Origin of the sequence: Nostoc sp. (assembly GCF_036917315.1) — a bacterium.
Classification (GTDB): domain Bacteria; phylum Cyanobacteriota; class Cyanobacteriia; order Cyanobacteriales; family Nostocaceae; genus Nostoc.
In genome coordinates this window covers 81,716-100,567 of sequence record NZ_JBALDR010000006.1, presented here as the reverse complement: position 1 = coordinate 100,567, position 18,852 = coordinate 81,716, and the positions used below count along the sequence as shown (strand labels likewise).

The 18,852-nt window shown below is 41.8% G+C and carries 15 protein-coding genes and 2 pseudogenes; 12 read left to right on the top strand and 5 right to left on the bottom strand.

What is annotated here, in order from left to right:
- Positions 1-436 precede the first annotated feature (436 nt).
- Positions 437-838 (top strand): nuclease A inhibitor family protein, encoded by a 402-nt coding sequence (locus tag V7K84_RS02925; RefSeq protein ID WP_334836225.1) that lies wholly within the window; start codon positions 437-439, stop codon positions 836-838.
- Positions 839-904: 66 nt separating this feature from the next.
- Here V7K84_RS02925 and V7K84_RS02920 read toward each other — a convergent pair whose 3' ends face one another.
- The 4 genes from V7K84_RS02920 to V7K84_RS02905 all read right to left on the bottom strand — a co-directional run bounded on the left by V7K84_RS02920 (position 905) and on the right by V7K84_RS02905 (position 3,538).
- The gene (locus V7K84_RS02920; RefSeq protein ID WP_334836223.1) at positions 905-1,750 is read right to left on the bottom strand and encodes a DNA/RNA non-specific endonuclease; all 846 of its coding nucleotides are present in this window, start codon (positions 1,748-1,750) and stop codon (positions 905-907) included.
- A 335-nt stretch (positions 1,751-2,085) separates the two neighbouring features.
- Positions 2,086-2,268, bottom strand: a complete 183-nt coding sequence (locus tag V7K84_RS02915; RefSeq protein WP_334836221.1) for a hypothetical protein — start codon at positions 2,266-2,268, stop codon at positions 2,086-2,088.
- A gap of 194 nt (positions 2,269-2,462) precedes the next feature.
- Positions 2,463-3,296 (bottom strand): hypothetical protein, encoded by an 834-nt coding sequence (locus tag V7K84_RS02910; RefSeq protein WP_334836220.1) that lies wholly within the window; start codon positions 3,294-3,296, stop codon positions 2,463-2,465.
- Entirely contained in the window at positions 3,293-3,538 is a 246-nt protein-coding gene (locus tag V7K84_RS02905; RefSeq protein WP_258169471.1) for a hypothetical protein, read from the bottom strand. The genes V7K84_RS02910 and V7K84_RS02905 overlap by 4 nt, the downstream gene beginning before the upstream one ends.
- A 377-nt stretch (positions 3,539-3,915) precedes the next feature.
- Between V7K84_RS02905 and V7K84_RS02900 the strand changes: the two are divergent.
- From V7K84_RS02900 to hemB, 9 genes and pseudogenes are all read left to right on the top strand, one after another.
- Positions 3,916-4,408: pseudogene (locus tag V7K84_RS02900) on the top strand (ISAzo13-like element transposase-related protein); the annotation flags it as partial.
- 845 nt (positions 4,409-5,253) lie between these two features.
- Entirely contained in the window at positions 5,254-6,258 is a 1,005-nt protein-coding gene (hemF, locus tag V7K84_RS02895; protein ID WP_099100160.1) for an oxygen-dependent coproporphyrinogen oxidase, read from the top strand.
- A gap of 982 nt (positions 6,259-7,240) precedes the next feature.
- Positions 7,241-7,894, top strand: coding sequence for an L-2-amino-thiazoline-4-carboxylic acid hydrolase (locus tag V7K84_RS02890; RefSeq protein WP_334836217.1), 654 nt, complete (start codon positions 7,241-7,243; stop codon positions 7,892-7,894).
- A gap of 5 nt (positions 7,895-7,899) precedes the next feature.
- Complete coding sequence (locus V7K84_RS02885; RefSeq protein ID WP_334836215.1) at positions 7,900-9,333, top strand: FAD-binding protein; 1,434 nt, start codon at positions 7,900-7,902, stop codon at positions 9,331-9,333.
- Positions 9,334-9,416: 83 nt separating this feature from the next.
- Positions 9,417-10,700: pseudogene (locus V7K84_RS02880) on the top strand (glutamyl-tRNA reductase); the annotation flags it as partial.
- A gap of 307 nt (positions 10,701-11,007) precedes the next feature.
- On the top strand, positions 11,008-12,147 hold the full coding sequence (locus V7K84_RS02875) for an aromatic ring-hydroxylating dioxygenase subunit alpha (protein ID WP_334836213.1): 1,140 nt from the start codon (positions 11,008-11,010) through the stop codon (positions 12,145-12,147).
- Between the two features lie 314 nt (positions 12,148-12,461).
- The gene (hemE, locus tag V7K84_RS02870; RefSeq protein WP_334836211.1) at positions 12,462-13,529 is read left to right on the top strand and encodes a uroporphyrinogen decarboxylase; all 1,068 of its coding nucleotides are present in this window, start codon (positions 12,462-12,464) and stop codon (positions 13,527-13,529) included.
- 150 nt (positions 13,530-13,679) lie between these two features.
- The gene (hemC, locus tag V7K84_RS02865; protein WP_334836209.1) at positions 13,680-14,666 is read left to right on the top strand and encodes a hydroxymethylbilane synthase; all 987 of its coding nucleotides are present in this window, start codon (positions 13,680-13,682) and stop codon (positions 14,664-14,666) included.
- Positions 14,667-14,891: 225 nt separating this feature from the next.
- On the top strand, positions 14,892-15,884 hold the full coding sequence (gene hemB / locus V7K84_RS02860) for a porphobilinogen synthase (protein WP_334836207.1): 993 nt from the start codon (positions 14,892-14,894) through the stop codon (positions 15,882-15,884).
- Here hemB and V7K84_RS02855 read toward each other — a convergent pair.
- On the bottom strand, positions 15,805-16,095 hold the full coding sequence (locus V7K84_RS02855; protein ID WP_334836205.1) for a hypothetical protein: 291 nt from the start codon (positions 16,093-16,095) through the stop codon (positions 15,805-15,807). The two genes, hemB and V7K84_RS02855, sit on opposite strands and share 80 nt — an antisense overlap.
- Positions 16,096-16,550: 455 nt before the next feature.
- Between V7K84_RS02855 and hemF (V7K84_RS02850) the strand changes: the two genes are divergently transcribed.
- Together hemF (V7K84_RS02850) and V7K84_RS02845 are read left to right on the top strand one after the other, a co-directional pair.
- A complete protein-coding gene (gene hemF / locus V7K84_RS02850; protein WP_334836203.1) occupies positions 16,551-17,588 on the top strand; it encodes an oxygen-dependent coproporphyrinogen oxidase in 1,038 nt (345 codons plus the stop codon).
- 70 nt (positions 17,589-17,658) lie between these two features.
- Positions 17,659-18,852 carry an ABC exporter membrane fusion protein gene (locus tag V7K84_RS02845; protein WP_334836201.1) on the top strand — a complete coding sequence of 398 codons (1,194 nt, stop codon included), beginning with the start codon at positions 17,659-17,661 and terminating at the stop codon, positions 18,850-18,852.

The window sequence follows — 18,852 nt, the reverse complement described above, 5'->3', positions numbered from 1 at the left end:
TAAATTTTTTTGACTAAGTAAGTAATTTACGATCAAAAGTAGCAAATAAATCTGATTTACCAAGGCATTTCAAAAAACGGGTTTTTCTGCTGGCAAGCAAAACAATCCGGCTACATACATAATATTTGCTAAAAAATATGTGATTAGTAATACAAAACAGGAGTGAAAACTCGACTTTTTTTAGCCGTAAAGCTGTTTGTAAAACAAAGTAGTCGCATTAAAGCATTTTGACAATCATATCTAGCGATCGCACTCATTACTAAATCAAGGTATGCTTTGATTTTGCTACTCTAATCGGTTATCTAATTGCAAATAAGGATTGAAAGACAGAGGATATAATTCTGGAAATCCTCTTCAAGGTTAGCCTACCCAAATTAATCTTAATTCTCTGATTGGCAAACTCAAAAATCAATGCTCATAACCATAAATAAATTTTATGACTAACGAGATTACGGGAAAACTTAAACAAGCCTCCGATGGTTTGTTAATGATAAGTGAATCAGAATATCCTTTTGAAGCTTTTTTGTGGTCTAATCAAGCGCAAGAACCAATGACCGCTCAAAAACTTCTCCAGTTAACAGGACATCCTCAAGAAACATCAGTTGAAGAAGTAGAACTAGATTATTTTTTTCGGAACTGTACCCAAGAAAAAGAATGGCACGATGAAATACAACAACAAAATGTGCCAAAGTTTAAATCACTTGTCAAAACACTAAGAGATTGCCTCACTAATATCAAGGTTTATCGCCTAGGTACGATAAGTATTGATGTCTATATTGTTGGTAAAACTCCAGATAAAGATTTAGGCGGAATTTCGACAAAAGTTGTAGAAACCTAACTAATCAAACACCAGCCTGTCTATAATTTACAGACAGGCTTTAAGTTTTAAGTGAAGTAAGTATCCTTACAAATTGTCAACTCTAGACTCAATTACACTTTGAACAGACGAAGAAACATTAGAGAGTAAATTGTAACCAGTGTTTGTTTCAATGGAATCAACACTAACTCTGTAGTTTGTCCAGTTATCATTTCTAATTCCCTGCGAATTAGGCATATTCACTGCAATTACTCTTGTATTAGTAGTGACGCTGCTAGCATCAGAATTTGATGAATTTAATACTACAATAACCTTCCATGTTCTGGTCGGAACTGTAACGTTACCATTAGCAATTGTGTTTTTTGTTCCATTCGACCCAGTTCCACCAGTGCCATAGGAACCCGAAATAATATAGAGTTCTTTCCCCTGGTTTACTAAGTCTCTAGAATAGTTTTCTAGTGCAGCCCAAGGCCCCTGATTATTATCAGGTGACTGAGGAATTATATTCGTCATTAAAAAAGTAGCAGAGTTATTGGTAACTGTATTTGTCCTATCTGCTGAAGCAGTCATGTGTCCCCTATCAAAACCGCTACCAGTGTAATCGGAAGAAGTAACTCGGTAGCAGCTTGAAGGTAATGTAGTATCAGCACGAAAATCATCTTGGCGAGGTGCGCTTCCTAGCCATGATGTGTTTAGCTGCCAACTTACCCAATTTGATGTCCCTCTGTAGCAATTGTAAGAAACTGCGTATTGAGATTTGCTCAACAAAAGATTACTGTAACTACTGCCAGCATTACTAGGATTGCCCATTCTTAGATGAACACTTGAGGTTTGGGCTGTTAGTGGCTTTTGTAGATAATTAAGCAGAGTGAAAGATATTGCTGTTGGTACAGCAATAGTTAGAATAGCCCTGAGAAAATCAGACTTCTTCATTTGTTACTATTTATTTGTCTAAACAAACTACAATTGTTTCTGTTAAAGTTACAGAAATTCAGTAAAACTTCCCAATCGCAATATAGCTATGGTTGTATAAAGAGAGGTTAAAAAGCTGTAAATATTGCGTTAACATCTAGTAATTATTTAGGTGATGATCTGAAATTAGATAATCACCTAAATAAGATGAAAAACTTATATATTATTTGCTTTAATAATTGAGTGATGGCGCGGAGTGCCCGCGCCCAAGCGATCGCTATTTTCGCTCTACTGAGGTCTAAAGAGTATTTTGACTGATTGACAAAATGCGCTTTATCTTACCCTCTCACGAAAGCTTAGAAAGAGGAAGGAATATTAAAAAATAGTCCTTGGCCGAATTGATCTTTCAAAAAGTCTTCCAGTTCAATTTCGTCGTCATTCGGAACTTGAAACCAAGTCTCGAAGTTGTGCTTCAAGAAGTATCTAAAAGATTTCCAGGCAAAAAGTTGCTGCCCAATGCTTGTGATTGCGACGTTCATTGTATTTTCCTCAGGTTGTTTCAAGTATGTGATTAAGAATTGGTTAAACAAATTGGCATTCCACAACAAGTGGATGAATTGTAGCAAGCAGTTCTTATACAGGGGAAGCAGACGGAGAGATTTTATAATTTGCTAAATCATCCCGCTTCTCTCTGCAACGCCAACAAATTAATCATTGTTCAGCGCTCTCTGCACTAGCAAACGTATTGAGGAATAGAATTATTCTGACTACAAGGATCTAACCTCAACTGATTCAATACCTGCTGTAATTCCACTTCTGATATATACTTCTCCTTAAGCGAGCCGAAGTACAACAGTGCGGTTTCATAGCAGGCGACAGTTATGTTAGTGCGCTCCTCTGAACTTAGTGCTGCCACTATTTTAACTGTCTCATCCACATGCTTTACGTCACTACCTAAACAACTGTGCATTCGCAGGCAGCGAGTAGCATAGGTATTAGCTGGTAGTATCGCTTCCACTTGTTGGATATGCTCTGCTTTGATATTCATTGCTAGACGTTCCATCGTATAGCAATACCCAACGCAACCAATTGGATCTGCTGCTTGTACGCTCTGAGTGAAGAAACTCAGCAAAGCCATAGCAGTCGGAGGGAGGAGTGCTTTGACTACAGCTTCCGCCTCATATCCCATCGACTGAATATCAAGCAAGGCGAGGCGATCGTGACCTTGTTCTTCACGAGCTTTCTGTGCTGCCCACTGTGCTAAACTCCAGCGTCCCAATCTAGCAAAGCGCCCAGCTGCTTCTTCCATTAATAGCCCAGTAGAGTGAGTTAAATGGTAGGAAGCGGCAAGTTGCCAGATCCAGTGGGAGGGAGTTAAGGCAGGTGGCTTGCAGTTTGGTAATGTATCTTTGGCAGCAGATACTATAGCTCTATCTAGAAGCTTGCGAGTCTCAGATATAGTGTCCCTATTAAATATCAGTTGGATAAAGGGATTACTACTCTTTAGACTTAATTGCCTACTTTTGTTAGGTTTGTCGATGTTAGTTGAACGAAATAATAGATTCATGGCAAGTTTCTTTCCTGGGTTGTTTCTACCCATTCACGAATAAGGTTGTGGAGGATAAAGCGTTGCATAACCTCTCTTTGAGCACAAAGAACTTTAAATTGTATCTTCAGGGAGGAGGGAATGTATGCCTTGATATGCGTGATATCGTCTCGGTCTTCATCTAAGGTGTTAGTCATGAAAGAAGAAGTTGGGCCATCAGCTTTTACCCATTCGCTGATTAATACTTCCAAGACTTCACTCATCTTTAATCCATATTGTGCACAGAGCGCTTTAAACCGAAACTTAAGCGCTTTCGGCATACTACCTTTAATCACCGTATATGCCTCTTGCTCCTCCTTATGCATCCAGGTTACAAAAAACGAAAGTTCAAAAGTCCTTTGTGATCTAGGGTAAGTTTTCTAAAAAATTTCACCAGTAAAGACTAGTGAAGTTAAGAAAAAAGTTATTTAGTAGTGACAACACTGCACGTATTTTAAGAAATTTCCAGAAAATAAAATATACAATTATAGTAATAATAATCATTATATAAAGACAGGAGAGATTGCCGTTATTAGCCTCTCTCTCGCCTTTTTGTAGTAAATTTAATGATGATTTGATTTTTGGGTAGATAGAGGTGTCAATACAATTAACGGATTCACTGAAAAAGTTGTTGAAGGAAACCGCACAGCAATTAAAAGGTGCGGACAAACGTAAATTTATAGCACAAACAGTTGTGGCATTAGGACATGGGGGACAGTCTCTAGCGGAGCGAGAGTTAGGATGGAATCGTGTAACTATTAGTAAAGGAATTAAAGAATTAACTACTAATATAACTTGCGTAGATAATTATCGAAGTAGAGGACGTTATAAAGCAGAAGCAAAACTACCAAATCTTTTAGAAGATATCAAAAAAATTGTCGATTTACAAAGCCAAATAAACCCAAGTTGCAAAAGCCAAAGACTGTATACATGTCTTTCTGCTACTGAAGTGAGACATCAATTAATCGATAAATTTGGTTACAATGATGAAGAATTACCAACTTCGGAAACAATTCGTGTCAAATTAAATGATTTAGGGTATAGTCTCAAGCGACCTGCCAAGATTCAACCTCAAAAAAATACCCGAAACTGAATTTAAGATAATCATTGAAATAAAAATATTTTTGATCTGGTTAAAACAGCATTATATTTTGCTAAAACTTATGACTAGGTATGATAAGCATCCAGTTATTAAGCTAGTCAGTCAAACTTACTTTATGGATGCATTTAACTAAAAAAGCCATGTCCTACTGCACTTTCAAGAAATATGGAGAGTAGGGAAAGAAAGTGTTTATTTCATTCGTAGTAGGTGGTGCGTCGCTTGTGCGGCTGCTCCTAAGTTGCTCTTGAGTGCAGATATTTATCTTGCATATTTTTCGCTTATAAAAATGATTATCATTTTAAATAATTGTATATTTTATTTTCTGGAAGTCTCGAATTTTGAAAAAGCTAAAAAAATAGTACAAACACCCATAATTTCCAATAATAGTCTGTCTTCTATCTAAAGACTGAGATATTGATTATGTTTAAGTTAAATATTAGCTAAAAATAACTTATTTTTTAGTTAAGTCAAAATAATGTCAAAAACTGATTTGAAGTGTGACTGGTTATAGCTATTGAAGTTATCTTATTTTTCTTCTCCAAACTAGGCAGTTACGTTTTTAATATTTTTTTATAATTTTCCTAAAATTCTATATCTTCACTAGTAAAAACCTGACTAAAGTAAAAAGATAGATAGCGAAAGGACTTAGGTAACGCGAAAACCAAAAGTAATTAACGCGAAATGCTAGCTCTTTCCTTCCCAGACTTTTGCTACAAAGCAAACATACTTAATCAATGAAACCTCAAGATGAAAGGTTGAGAAGCAACTTCCAATTTTTCTAGATTCCAAAATTCTTTTTTTGCAAATAACTATTTAGTCACTACGAGGTCAGTTGTCATGGTTCAAATTCTTGAAAATCCAGCAGTCAAGCAACCACCAATTAGTAATAGAGTTGAAAGTTTTTTGCTAGATATGTTCGATAATGTTTGCCAAACTATTGAAGAAATAGATGGAAGTAAACTTGACGAACAACGCTGGACAAGAGATGAAAGAGGCCAATGGGTACAAGGTGAAAACAGTAATGGTGCTATATATATTGACAAGTCGCTGCGGAATGGGAATGTATTTGAAAAAGTAGGTATCAACTACGTATCGATGCAGGGTGAGTTACCTCCTGGTGTGACTTTCCGAGGATCTGATGTTGTGATGGCAGACCCAACAACTATAACGCCAGATCAAAAAGGTACTTCTTTCTTCGCTACGAGTACCAGTGTTGTCATTAATGGATCTAATCCAATGATACCGACAGCACACGTTAACTATCGCTACTTCCAACTGGGTGATGGCACTGAACCTGGTTCTTGGTGGTTTGGCGGTGGAGGTGATTTAACACCAATTTACTTATTTGAAGAAGATGCAGTTCATTTTCATCAAGTACATAAAGCAGCTTGCGATCGCCACGATCCAGAACTCTATCCACGCTTGAAAAAGTGGTGTGATGAATACTTTTATCTTCCTCATCGCAGTGAGTGTAGAGGTGTAGGTGGAATTTTCTTTGACAATTTACAACATTCCGATGTCGAAACTTTACTTTCCTTTGTAAAAACTTGTTCTGAAGCTTTCATCCCTGCTTATTTTCCGATTGTCAAACAACGTAAGGATATGGAGTTTACGGAACAGGAGAAATATTGGCAGCGCATCAGACGCGGACGTTATGCCGAATTTATTCTACTGCATGACAGAGGTGTTCGATTCGGATTGGAAAGCGGCATCGTGAGTACACAAAGTGTTCTTAATTGTATGCCTGGAGAAGCTTTTTGGAACTATAATGACCAACCCACGGCTGATAGTCAAGAAGCAAAGCTTCTAGAGGTACTGAGAAATCCCCAGGAATGGGTGTAAAAACGGTCAAGAGCAGATTTGAAAACAGCAGCCGATCAAAAATGTTGGCTACCCAAATCCTAACCCTGTTTTGTTGCTCTCGGAAAACAATAATCGAAGCAAGATTCTGAAACTTTGATTGAGTCAAGCTTTGAGTGTTTATTTTCTAACAGGGACTAAAATTTGTAACCAAAACCTAGAGATTTAAGCTCTGAAAGGCTTTCATTGATTGGGTTCTCCCAAAGTGAGAAAAAGAGGGCTAATACCGTTTCATATCAAGTTCGTGTAATTACTTATAATAGAATTTATCAATTTAGGTTGGGTTGAACGGCAGTGAAACCTAACATGAACAAGGATCAAGCGTTGGGTTTCGTTCCTCAACCCAACCTACAGATGTTATAAGTATTTAACCGAACCTGATATCACCTGAAGATTGATACAGATGGCAGCCTGTTCTTGAGCAGGGTAGGCTCTTGAGCCAGGGAAAGTAAGAGAAGTAATTTGTATCAAGAATTGAGTGAAATGGTATAAGAATCGCCTAATTTTTACTCTTTAAATTTCTTTAGAGATAGCCTCTAAATAGGAAGTAACAAGGTGTTTATGGAAAAATTGCCGACAAGTATTTTGCTAAAAATTAACAAATTATTTCGCTGGTATAACTCAACTGAATTCGCCAACTTCAAAACTGAAATTAGCAAGTTTTTCCAAGTTCAATGGTTGAGTCATCTCTCCATCAAGCAGGTGCAAGAAGTTGACATTGTATTCCTGTGTATGTTTGCTAGCAGATACCTAACGTTAACGATCATTTTACTATATTTCTGGAGTTCAATTCATGCTAGTCCTGAATCACCAAGGACATGCTAGCCCTGAATTACTCAGGAGATAAATTGCTGTTTATGTTGTCAATCGTAGGATTTTAGGAGCAAAAAAGTTTATGGCGATCGCTATCTAAAATTTAGCAGTAATCAGCCATTGATTAGCTCGTTTTTTTTAGGTCATTTAAATGAGTAACAAACACGGAGAACTGGCAATGGATAACGTTATAGGTATTGGCGACATTACCATGAACGATGTGATGCAAATGGATTCCTCCAAAGCAGTGAGTATGTTTAGGAATCGATTTGCAGCCTACAAGAAACTGTCAGATGAAATTGGAGAAGATGCAGCTTTTGAACAAATGATGTTAGCCTACCCTGGTCATCAAAAAGCGTTCATGGGTGCTTTCATTGACAATACCACCATAGCCAAAGGCTTTACCGATGCAATTCCGATCTTTCGGATCATGGGCTTCAAAATGCAAGTCGTAGATATTTCCCAAGAAGGAAAAGATGCTGCACTAGAAATTCAACGAGTTTGCCCGGTTCTTTCAATTGCCAAAGAATATGGACTTGAAAGCCCTTGCCGAGTTATTTGCGAGATGGAACAAGAAGCAACCAGGAGAGCATTTCCTGGGATGAAAGCCGCAATTATTAGCAAGCAAGCAGATGGTGACTGCGTTTGTATGTTCAAGTATGAAAGACCTGCCAAAGGGTTAGAAGTAAAGCCACAAAAAACACCGAGTTTGTTTTCTCATATTCTCGATTTGATTCGCTTGACTCCTAAAATCTTGCAGATTGGGATGAATCTTTTAAAAACATCTCTTTCTAAAGGATCGTAACTTTTATGAATGGCATTGTTCAAGACCTCAAGCATTTGATTGCAGGTGAAGTCAGCAACGCTTCAGAAATTTTGACAGAAGTTTCCGAAGATTTTGGTGGTATATTCCAAAAGTCTCCTCAAGTTGTTGTCACTCCTCAAAACGCTAACGATATTGCCCAAACTGTCAAATATGCCGCTCAAAAAGGATTAGTAGTTTCTTCACGCGCTGCGGGACATTCGTTAGGCGGTCAATCTTTAAACGAAGATGGAATCGTTTTAAATATGAGAAATCTCGATAAAATTCGAGATATCCAAAAAGACCAACTCTGGTTTAAAGCTGATGCGGGGACTTCTTGGAATCAAGTAATCGATGCTTGTATTCCTGATGGTTTAGTTCCTCCCGTATTAACCAATTATTTTGGTGTTTCTGTAGGAGGAACGCATTCTGCGGGTGGTATAGGTGCAGCCTCTTTTCGTTACGGAAATCAAGCTGATAATTGTCTTGGTGTAGAAGTTGTAACCGCAGAAGGCGAGATTCTCTGGTGTTCGCCTGAAGAAAACAGCGAACTTTTTAATCACGTACTTTGCGGTTACGGTCAGTTTGGAATTATTACCCAAGTTCAGCACAAACTCAAAGTTTACCCTTCCCAAACCCGCACGTATTTGTTGTTCTATGACAACCTAGATGCTCTTTTGGATGACAAACGGGTTTTAGTCACCGAACAAAGGGTGGATCATCTTGTATCTTTCCCAGTTCCCTGTTTGCAAGGAGTATCTAGGGCAACAGGAATAATGCAACCTTTGATTCAATGGTTTTACACGTTGCGGATTACTGTTGAAGCAAATTCTCTTGAGGTTATTGATGACAAAGAAATCCTTGCTGGCTTAAATTTTTACCGTCATATCCATACTGAAGACTTGGGATTTGCACAATTCATCGAACCGATGATTCAAGTAGATAGTAAGGATATCGCTCACCCTTGGATGGATGTTTTTCTTCCCGCGTCATCGGCTAAAGATTACATCGAAACGGCTCTGAAACAGTTGCCTTCTTTTCTCGATATTAGTAAAGCGCAAATGGGCTGCTTTTGCTTGGTAAACCGGAATAACACCATGCCGATGTTTCGTTTACCGCAAGAGGAAGAACTAATTTTTGGGTTTGGAATTTATCCCAGCATTCCGAAATCGCAAGTTCAACCGATCTTAGCTGAATTGAAAAAGCTCAGTAACCTGAGTTTAGAGATGGGCGGAAAAAGATATCTAACTTGCTGGATAGATTTTACTATTCAACAGTGGCAAAGCCAATTTGGCGATTACTGGCCAAAAGTTAATCAAATCAAAAATAAGTACGATCCCAAAGGAATATTTAACTCTGGCTTTTTTGAGTACGAACAGATCGCACCACAGGAAAACCAACTCGTTGAGAATGTTGCTACTAAGTCTGCGATCGCAGTATAAGTCACTTCTCAATCATCTTGTTTAGAACCATCCATATTACTTGACCGAGGCTCTAGAAGAAGACAAACTTCAGAGGAGGAAACATGAATATCGCACTTGTAGGTCTTAGTCACAAAACAGCTCCGGTTGAAATTCGGGAAAAACTGAGTATTCCAGAAGAACGAATTGAAAACGCGATCGCCCAGCTGTGTAAATACTCTCACATTGAAGAAGCTGCCATTCTTAGCACTTGCAATCGTTTAGAAATTTACGTAGTTGTAAACCAGATAGATCGGGCAGCTCAAGAGGTGACAGAGTTTCTTTGCGAGTACAGTAAACTGCCTTTTGCAGACTTGCAGCAATACTTGTTTACTCTGCTACAGCAAGATGCTGTTAAGCATTTGATGCAAGTTGCTTCCGGTTTGGATAGCTTGGTGTTGGGAGAAGGACAAATTCTAGCCCAAGTCAAACACGCCTACCAACTGGTTCAGCAATACAATCAGGGCGAACGCATCCTCAATCAGTTGTTCAAGCAAGCCGTTACCACTGCAAAACGGGTGAGAACGCAAACATCAATAGGTACGGGTGCGGTTTCGGTTAGCTCTGCGGCAGTAGAATTAGCCCAGATCAAAGTAGAAAAGTTATCGGCTTGCCGAGTGACAATTGTCGGCGCTGGTAACATGGCTCGGCGACTGGTGCAACATCTAATCTCTAAAGGCGCAACTCAAATTTCAATTGTCAATCGTTCCATTGAACGAGCTGAGGAATTGGCGAATCAATTTAGTGATGCTGGAGTGCAATATTATCCACTCGCTGAATTGATGTCCTTAGTGGCAGCTTCCGATTTGGTTTTTACCAGCACTGCTTCAGTTGAACCCTTACTCGACAAAGCAAAACTCAAAGCTGCATTGCAACCCGAACAGCCTTTGATGCTGGTCGATATTTCAGTGCCTCGTAACGTTGATGCGGACGTTAATGAGTTACCTCACGTGCGGGTGTTTAATGTTGATGATTTAAAAACTGTCGTTGCCCAGAATCAAGAAAGTCGTCGGCAAATGGCAATAGAAGCGCAAGCATTAATCCAAGAGGATTTAGAAGCATTTCAAACTTGGTTGCGATCGCGAGAAACCGTTTCCATTATTAGCTGTTTACGGGACAAACTCGAAAAAATTCGTGAACAAGAGTTAGAAAAAGCTTTGTCCCGTATGGGGTCTGATTTTGCTAAAAAACATCAAGAAGCTGTCGAAGCCTTAACTCAAAGGATTATCAACAAAATTCTCCACGAACCGATGGTGCAACTGCGGACGCAGCGAGATGTAGAAGCTCAACGCCTTGTCCTTCAAGTTCTGCAAGAGTTGTTTAATCTAGATACGCCAGAGGTGCAATCTAGTTTTGTTGCCCAAGCATCATCTAATTTTGTTGCCGAAATATCATCAAGTTTTGTTGCCGAAATATCATCAAGTTTTGTTGCCGAAACATCATCTAATTTTGTTGCCGAAACATCCTCCCTATCAATCAGCAGCGTAGAGATAGCAGCAAAAAACATCAATGTTGCTCAACTGAACCGGGAACATTTCAAAGTTGCTCAAATGAGACTTGAAAGTATTGAAGTCCATACAAAAGTTGAAGAAGTTATTGCTCAAAGCGTAACTTAAGAAAATCCATGATTCTTAATAGCAATAGCAGGAAGTAAGTATGTTAAAAAACTTCTGGTACGCTTGTGAGTTCAGCACCGCCGTTACTACAAAGCCCAAGCAAGTTCGGATATTCAATCAGAAATTTGTCTTTTACCGTAACGCTAAAGGACAACTGATAGCTCTCCAAGATCGGTGTCCCCATCGTGGTGCTGCCTTATCTCTCGGTTGGGTAAAAGATGATTGTATCCATTGCCCCTATCATGCCTGGAAGTTTCAAGCAGATGGGAAATGTATTAATATTCCTGCTAATCAACCCGGAATTCCTATTCCTAAGAATGCTCGCGTAGATAGCTATCCAATACAGGAAAAATACGGTTTTATCTGGCTATTTTATGGAGACTTACCAGAAGAAGAGCGTCCACCAATCCCACCCTTGCCAGAATTTGAAGACCCAAGCCTACAGAAAATTTTCTTTGAATACGAACTGAACACTCACTACACCCGCACGCTAGAGAATGATATGGATATGTCTCACGTATCTATTATTCATTCCAAGTCCTTCGGCAATGGGTTTGCATTAGAGCAAAAAATGGAAGATTACGAGCTGAATGTAGGGGACTGGGAGGGTCACGCCAAAGTTAATATCAGAGATTACACCAAAGCAAAAGACCTTTTCGCCTTTGTGTTTCGCCCATTGAAAGCCAATGTGAAGGTGACTCTAGGCTTTTATATGCCTAATATCACTCGGTTAGTGGTTGACTTCGGTCGTGGCAAGCTGGTTAATTTTACTGTGCATGTTCCTGTTGACGATCGCACCACTATTACCAAGCGAATTCAGTTTCGCAGTTTTTTAACTTTCCCTTGGGCCGATGGCATATTTCAACGAGCAGCTTACAAAGTTGTAATGGAAGATAAGGGAGTGGTTGAGTCTGAATATCCGATGGCAGTCCCCGATAAGTTGTCAGACGAAGTTCACGTTCCTTGTGATAATTTATCTCTTGCTTATCGCAAACTTCGGCAAAAATGTTTGGCGATGGGATGGGGTATGAAACCTGATCAGAATCAATCAGATAACTCGAACGGAACTTTAATGAAACCCGATCGGAGCCAATCAGATAACTCGAACGGAAATTTAATGCCACCTTCTTCTGAGAAAACAGAATGGTTTGTTTCAGCCATAGTGAGCGATCGCTTATGAACAGCTTTTGTCTTATTAAGGCAGGAGGCAGAAGGCAGGAGGCAGGAGGCAGGAGGCAGGAGGCAGGAGGAAAAGACATTTTCATTGTTCCTTGTGAGCGCAGCTCATGGAGTCTCTTGCAAAAATATGTTTTTGCACTCTTAGGGAAAAGGTTTTGAGTTTCTTTACCCTTTACCCCGACTTTTGCAAGAAGTCTATTGCTTAAGTAGATCCATTGCAACGCCATAATTTTTAGCTTCATCTCAAATTATTCAAGGCAATTCTGCATACTTTGCCTGGAAATGACAAGAAATTATTGAATTTAGGAGAAATGTATGGAGAATTATACGTTACTGCAAGCAGCGCGAGGTGAGGTACTCGATCGCCCTCCGGTATGGGTGATGCGCCAAGCAGGTCGCTATATGAAAGTTTATCGAGACTTGCGTCAGAAGTATCCTTCGTTCCGCGATCGCTCCGAGAACCCTGATTTAGCCGTGGAAATCTCGCTGCAACCGTTCCGTGCCTTCCAACCCGATGGGGTGATCATGTTCTCAGATATCCTCACGCCGTTACCTGGTATGGGTATCTCCTTTGACATTATCGAAAGTAAAGGGCCAATCTTTGAGCAGCCAATCCGCACGCCAGCCCAAATTGAAGCGCTGACTGACCTCGATCCCGAAGCTTCTTTACCCTTCGTGCAGCAAATTCTGAAGACGCTACGCCAAGAAGTTAACGGTCAAGCTACCGTCTTGGGCTTTGTTGGCGCTCCTTGGACGCTAGCTGCCTATGCAATTGAAGGTAAAAGCTCGAAAGACTACGCAATCATCAAAAGGATGGCTTTCTGTCAACCTGCGATGCTGCATCAATTTTTAGGAAAGCTGGCAGATGCGATCGCAGTTTACGCCCGCTACCAAATTGATGCCGGTGCCCAAATCGTACAACTGTTTGACTCTTGGGCGGGACAACTCAGCCCTGAAGATTTCCAAACGTTTTCTCTACCTTACCTGCAACAAGTCGTGCAACAGGTGAAAGCAACGCACCCGGACACGCCCCTGATTTTGTATATCAACAACAGTGCTGGAATCTTAGAGTTAATGGCGCAATCGGGTGTCGATATCATTAGCGTGGACTGGACTGTAGATATGGCAGTAGCACGGCAGCGACTCGGCGCAAATATTGGAGTCCAAGGAAATATCGATCCCTGCGTGTTGTTCGGTACTAAAGAGCTAATCCGCGATCGCATTCTGGACACGATCCGCAAAGCGGGGAATCAGAAGCACATCCTCAATCTCGGTCACGGGATTTTACCGAACACTCCAGAAGAGAATGTTGCTTTCTTTTTCGAGACAGTCAAGCAGCTCAACTACGCATCAAGTCGCTGCGCTCCAATTCGTAATTACTAATTCGTAATTCGTAGTTGCAATCAGTCTGAGCTTGAACTCACACTGAATTGTTGCACCACCAAATCAAAGATTATGGTGGGGGCTTGTACCCTCTTTAATTACGAATTACGAATTACGAATTATTTGGTCAAATAATCTCAACTAAAAGCTATGACTTCAGTGCAACCCGCTTCATCTAACATTTCCAGTCCCATTCGCACCATCCGCATCGGTTCTCGTAAAAGCCAACTCGCACTCGTGCAAACTTACTGGGTTCGAGAACAACTCCAAAAACACTTTCCCGATATTTCCTTTGAAGTTCACACCATGTCCACCCAAGGCGACAACATCTTAGATGTGGCCTTAGCCAAGATTGGCGATAAGGGATTATTCACCAAGGAACTTGAATTAGGAATGCTGAACTTGGAGATTGACTTTGCGGTTCACTCTCTCAAGGATCTGCCAACCTGCTTGCCAGAGGGGTTAGCGTTAGCAGCCGTAACAGAACGGGAAAATCCAGCAGATGCTTTAGTCGTGCATCAAAAGCACAAAGATAAGCAAATCGATACGCTGCCAGAAGGCACAGTTATCGGCACTTCTTCTCTGCGCCGCCTTGCCCAATTGCGTTATCACTTCCCCCATTTTACTTTTAAGGATGTGCGCGGCAACTTAAATACGCGCTTGGCAAAGTTGGATGATGGAGAGTACGATGTGCTGATTTTGGCAGCAGCAGGCTTGCAGCGATTGGGGATGAGCGATCGCATTCATCAAATTCTGCCAACCGAACTCTCTCTTTATGCCGTCGGACAGGGAGCGTTAGGGATTGAATGCCGCGCTGACGATTTGCAAGTGCTGTCATTACTCAAAGCAATCGAACACGTTCATACTCGCGATCGCGTTTTAGCCGAACGTGCCTTCTTGCGAGAACTAGAAGGTGGCTGCCAAGTACCAATTGGTGTTGATACGCAGCTAGACGAAAATACACTGACATTAACAGGGTTAGTCGCCAGCGTCGATGGCAAACGTCTAGTTAAAGATTCTGTTACGGGTACTGTTAGCGAGGCAGAAAATTTAGGTATTCGATTAGCTCATAAATTGCGGCAACAGGGAGCTACAGAGATTTTGGCTGAAATTTTCCAGACAGTCCAGCGTAGTTAGGGAGTTGCAACTCAAAAAAATATCCTGTCGCTGTGTAGGCAGGGGGGCAGAGGGGCAGAGGAGCAGAGGAGCAGAGGAGCAGGGGGGCAGAGGAGAGACAGAAAAATACGATTAAAGGGAAAGGGTTTTTTCGCTCGCCGCTTTCCCCTTTACCCCTTACCCTTTACCCATTTCTGCAAGAAGTCTATTGGCTAAATAAAGCCTTTAATCGTTCATTTTAATACTATGTTTCCAATTCATCGCCCGCGTCGGCTAAGAAGCCATCCCCAATTGCGGCGGATGGTGCGCGAAAACGTTCTGACAACTAGCGATTTAATCTACCCGCTTTTTGCTGTACCGGGTGAGGCGATCGGTAACGAAGTCAAATCCATGCCTGGAGTTTACCAGCTTTCTGTAGACAAAATAGTGGAAGAAGCGAAGGAAGTCTACGACCTCGGCATTCCAGCCATTATTTTATTTGGCATTCCTGAAGATAAGGATTCAGATGCAACGGGCGCTTGGCACGATTGCGGGATCGTTCAAAAAGCTGCTACTGCCGTTAAAGAAGCCGTACCTAACTTAATCGTTATCGTCGATACTTGCTTGTGCGAATACACTAGTCATGGTCACTGCGGCTATTTAGAAGTAGGAGATTTGACGGGTCGAGTTCTCAACGACCCAACGCTGGAATTGCTGAAAAAAACGGCAGTTTCACAAGTCAAAGCAGGTGCAGATATCATCGCGCCATCTGGAATGATGGATGGTTTCGTGCAAGCCATTCGTTTGGGTTTAGATGAAGCAGGCTACCAAGATACGCCGATATTATCTTACGCCGCCAAGTATGCCTCGGCTTACTACGGGCCTTTCCGCGATGCCGCCGACTCAACACCGCAATTTGGCGATCGCAGAACCTACCAAATGGACTCCGGTAACGGTCGTGAAGCCTTAAGAGAAATCGAACTCGACATTACCGAAGGTGCAGATATGTTAATGGTCAAGCCAGCCTTGGCCTACATGGATATTATCTGGCGCGTTAAGGAAGCAAGCAACTTACCCGTTGCTGCTTACAACGTTTCTGGCGAATACTCGATGGTTAAAGCTGCTGCCCTCAACGGTTGGATTGACGAAGAACGGGTGGTAATAGAAACATTGACTGGCTTTAAACGGGCTGGCGCTGACTTGATTTTGACTTATCATGCCAAAGATGCTGCTCGTTGGTTAGCGAAGCTTGGTAATTAAACTTTAATGCATCGACTTGTAGCTTTAATGCATTGACTTGCACCTTTAATGCATCGACCTGCACCTTTAATGCATCGCCCTGCACCTTTGATGCATTGACCTGCACCTTTAATGCATCGACTTGTACCTTTAATGCATCGACTTGCACCTTTAATGCATCGACCTGCACCTTTGATGCATCGACCTGCACCTTTAATGCATCGACCTGCAAAAATTAACCTTCCCTACGTTACGCAACAACTCTAAAAGATTTGTGTGTACACGGTAGCCTTTTTAAGAAGGGCTAGGGCGTGTTTTCAAAGTCTTAGATCCCCCCAACCCCCCTTAAAAAGCAGGGCTGATTCATTCCATTTCAAACAGGATTTGTCAAGATGGTTAGCAAGAAAATTGTAAGTAAGCGTGACGAAGAGATGAACATTTAAGCACTGAAATATCAGTAAAATAGTTGGTTTCATCGGCACGCGAGTAACAAAATAACTAATTTTTAATCGCTAGAACCCTTGATTTTTCAAGCTCTTTGGGGAATGAATCAGCCCTGCCCTTAAAAAGGGGGGCAAAGAATCTCTTAAAGTCCCCCTTCTTAAGGGGGATTTAGGGGGATCTAAAAAGTTAGGAGGCTAAACAAAAATGTTCGTTATTAGGAAATAGGAAAAATAGGTTGATCTTATGAAGACTACTTTAACTCCTCAAGCAACTCTATCCAAATCTCTACCCCCAGTTGATGCCAAGACTAGAGTCAGTCAATTGATGCGACAGTTGCAAGACGAAATTTCTCAGGGTTTGCAACAGCTAGATGGCGGAGGCACGTTTCAGGAAGATGCATGGGAACGACCTGAAGGGGGCGGCGGCAGATCGCGCGTCATCCGCGACGGGGCAGTATTCGAGCAAGGTGGAGTTAATTTCTCTGAAGTCTGGGGTTCTCACCTACCGCCTTCAATCTTGGCACAACGTCCTGAAGCGGAGGGACATCAGTTTTATGCCACCGGAACTTCAATGGTATTGCATCCGCGCAATCCCTACGTGCCAACCGTTCATCTCAACTACCGCTATTTTGAAGCTGGCCCGGTTTGGTGGTTTGGCGGTGGCATCGATCTAACGCCTTACTATCCTTTTGCTGAAGATGCAACCCATTTTCATTACACATTAAAGCAGGCTTGTGACGCGCACGATCCCGAATATTATTCAGTCTTTAAACCTTGGTGCGACGAGTATTTTTATCTCAAACATCGTCAAGAAATGCGGGGCATTGGCGGGATCTTTTTTGACTATCAGGACGGTCAAGGTCAGCTTTATCGAGGCCCCGATCCTAAAGGAGCATCAGCAATTACCAGCGATCGCGTTGGCATACCAGCATCCCGCAATTGGGAAGAATTATTTGCATTCGTGCAGGATTGCGGTAAAGCTTTTTTACCTGCTTACGCGCCAATTGTCAAGCGGCGGCAGTCAATGGAGTATAGCGATCGCGAACGTAATTTTCAATTGTATCGGCGCGGACGCTACGTTGAATTTAATTTAGTTTACGATCGGGGCACAATTTTTGGCTTGCAAACTAACGGGCGCACGGAGTCAATTTTGATGTCTTTACCTCCATTAGTGCGTTGGGAGTACGGCTATCAACCCGAACCAAACACCCCAGAAGCCGAGTTGTACCAAGTATTCTTAAAGCCTCAAGATTGGGCAAGCCTGACATCGCTTCTGGTTTAACTTTTGCCGTAAAACCGTTGCTTGCCTGCTTTACGTTACTAAAGTCCTCACTGAAATTTGAAGGATTGACATGAATTTACAATTGCTCTCGAAACCTTCAAAGCAATGGACGCTGGCTGTAGTTGTCGGTGGTACCGCCCTTACAGGAATTATCACTTTTTACGGTATTTCTCAATCAAAATCAACCAGCAAACCCGTTGAAGTTGTGCAAACCAGACCAAAGATTGAAGAAGTTACCGCTTTAGGACGGATAGAACCAGCAACGGAAGTCATCAAAGTATCCGTACCTGCTACCTTAAGCAACGATCGCGTAGCCAAATTGCTTGTACAGCGGGGCAGTAGCGTTAAAGCAGGTCAAGCGATCGCCATTATGGATTCGCGCGATCGGCTGCAAAATGCTCTACTAGAAGCACAAGCACAAGTCAAAGTATCCCAGGCAGAGTTAGCCAAGGTGCAAGCTGGCGCAAAATCGGGAGAGATTGCCGCCCAAAAAGCTGAAATCGTGCGCCTTGAACAAGAGTTAAAGGGTGAAATAGCTACTAGAGAGGCTACCATCTCTCGCTGGCAAGCCGAAGTCAAAACTGCCAATAGTGAGTACAATCGCTATTCCTCGCTTTACCAAAACGGCGCGATTTCTGCTGTAGAAGTAGATCGAAAACAACTTGCTCTAGAAACAGCGCAAGCCCAGCTTACCGAAGCGAGAGCTAACCAAAATAAGAGTGTAGATACTCTACGGCAGCAGATCGAGCAAGCTAAGGCAACCCTAAATAAGATTGCTGAGGTACGTCCGGTAGACGTGCAAGCAGCTGATGCCGAGGTTAACAAAGCGATCGCCGCAGTCAAAAAAGCTGAAGCCGATCTCGCTGAAGTTTATATTCGCGCGCCCATAGCAGGTCGCATTCTCGATATTAAGGCCAAACCCGGAGAAGTTGTTGGCTCCAAAGGCATTGCCGAACTCGGACAAACTAGCTCGATGCAAGCGATCGCAGAGGTATATCAAACTGATATTGGCAAAGTTCGTGAAGGTCAACAGGTAACGATTTCTAGCGAGTCGTTCTCCCCAGAGTTGCGCGGAACTGTTCGGCTCATTGGATTACAGGTGATCCAACAAGAAGTAACTAGCGGCGAACCTGGAGAAAACCTCGATCGCAAAGTCATTGAAGTGAGAATTGCACTCGCTCCCCAAGATAGCAAACGAGTTGCGAACTTAACTAATTTGCAAGTACAGGTTGCCATTCAGCCGAATAACAATATCAACCAATAA

Bases quoted from the DNA above. Each gene is read 5' to 3' on its own strand.
- V7K84_RS02925 (WP_334836225.1), top strand. From the start codon at position 437: ATGACTAACGAGATTACGGGAAAACTTAAACAAGCCTCCGATGGTTTG.
- V7K84_RS02920 (WP_334836223.1), bottom strand. From the start codon at position 1,750: ATGAAGAAGTCTGATTTTCTCAGGGCTATTCTAACTATTGCTGTACCA.
- V7K84_RS02915 (WP_334836221.1), bottom strand. From the start codon at position 2,268: ATGAACGTCGCAATCACAAGCATTGGGCAGCAACTTTTTGCCTGGAAA.
- V7K84_RS02910 (WP_334836220.1), bottom strand. From the start codon at position 3,296: ATGAATCTATTATTTCGTTCAACTAACATCGACAAACCTAACAAAAGT.
- V7K84_RS02905 (WP_258169471.1), bottom strand. From the start codon at position 3,538: ATGAGTGAAGTCTTGGAAGTATTAATCAGCGAATGGGTAAAAGCTGAT.
- hemF (WP_099100160.1), top strand. From the start codon at position 5,254: ATGGTTCAAATTCTTGAAAATCCAGCAGTCAAGCAACCACCAATTAGT.
- V7K84_RS02890 (WP_334836217.1), top strand. From the start codon at position 7,241: ATGAGTAACAAACACGGAGAACTGGCAATGGATAACGTTATAGGTATT.
- V7K84_RS02885 (WP_334836215.1), top strand. From the start codon at position 7,900: ATGAATGGCATTGTTCAAGACCTCAAGCATTTGATTGCAGGTGAAGTC.
- V7K84_RS02875 (WP_334836213.1), top strand. From the start codon at position 11,008: ATGTTAAAAAACTTCTGGTACGCTTGTGAGTTCAGCACCGCCGTTACT.
- hemE (WP_334836211.1), top strand. From the start codon at position 12,462: ATGGAGAATTATACGTTACTGCAAGCAGCGCGAGGTGAGGTACTCGAT.
- hemC (WP_334836209.1), top strand. From the start codon at position 13,680: ATGACTTCAGTGCAACCCGCTTCATCTAACATTTCCAGTCCCATTCGC.
- hemB (WP_334836207.1), top strand. From the start codon at position 14,892: ATGTTTCCAATTCATCGCCCGCGTCGGCTAAGAAGCCATCCCCAATTG.
- hemF (WP_334836203.1), top strand. From the start codon at position 16,551: ATGAAGACTACTTTAACTCCTCAAGCAACTCTATCCAAATCTCTACCC.
- V7K84_RS02845 (WP_334836201.1), top strand. From the start codon at position 17,659: ATGAATTTACAATTGCTCTCGAAACCTTCAAAGCAATGGACGCTGGCT.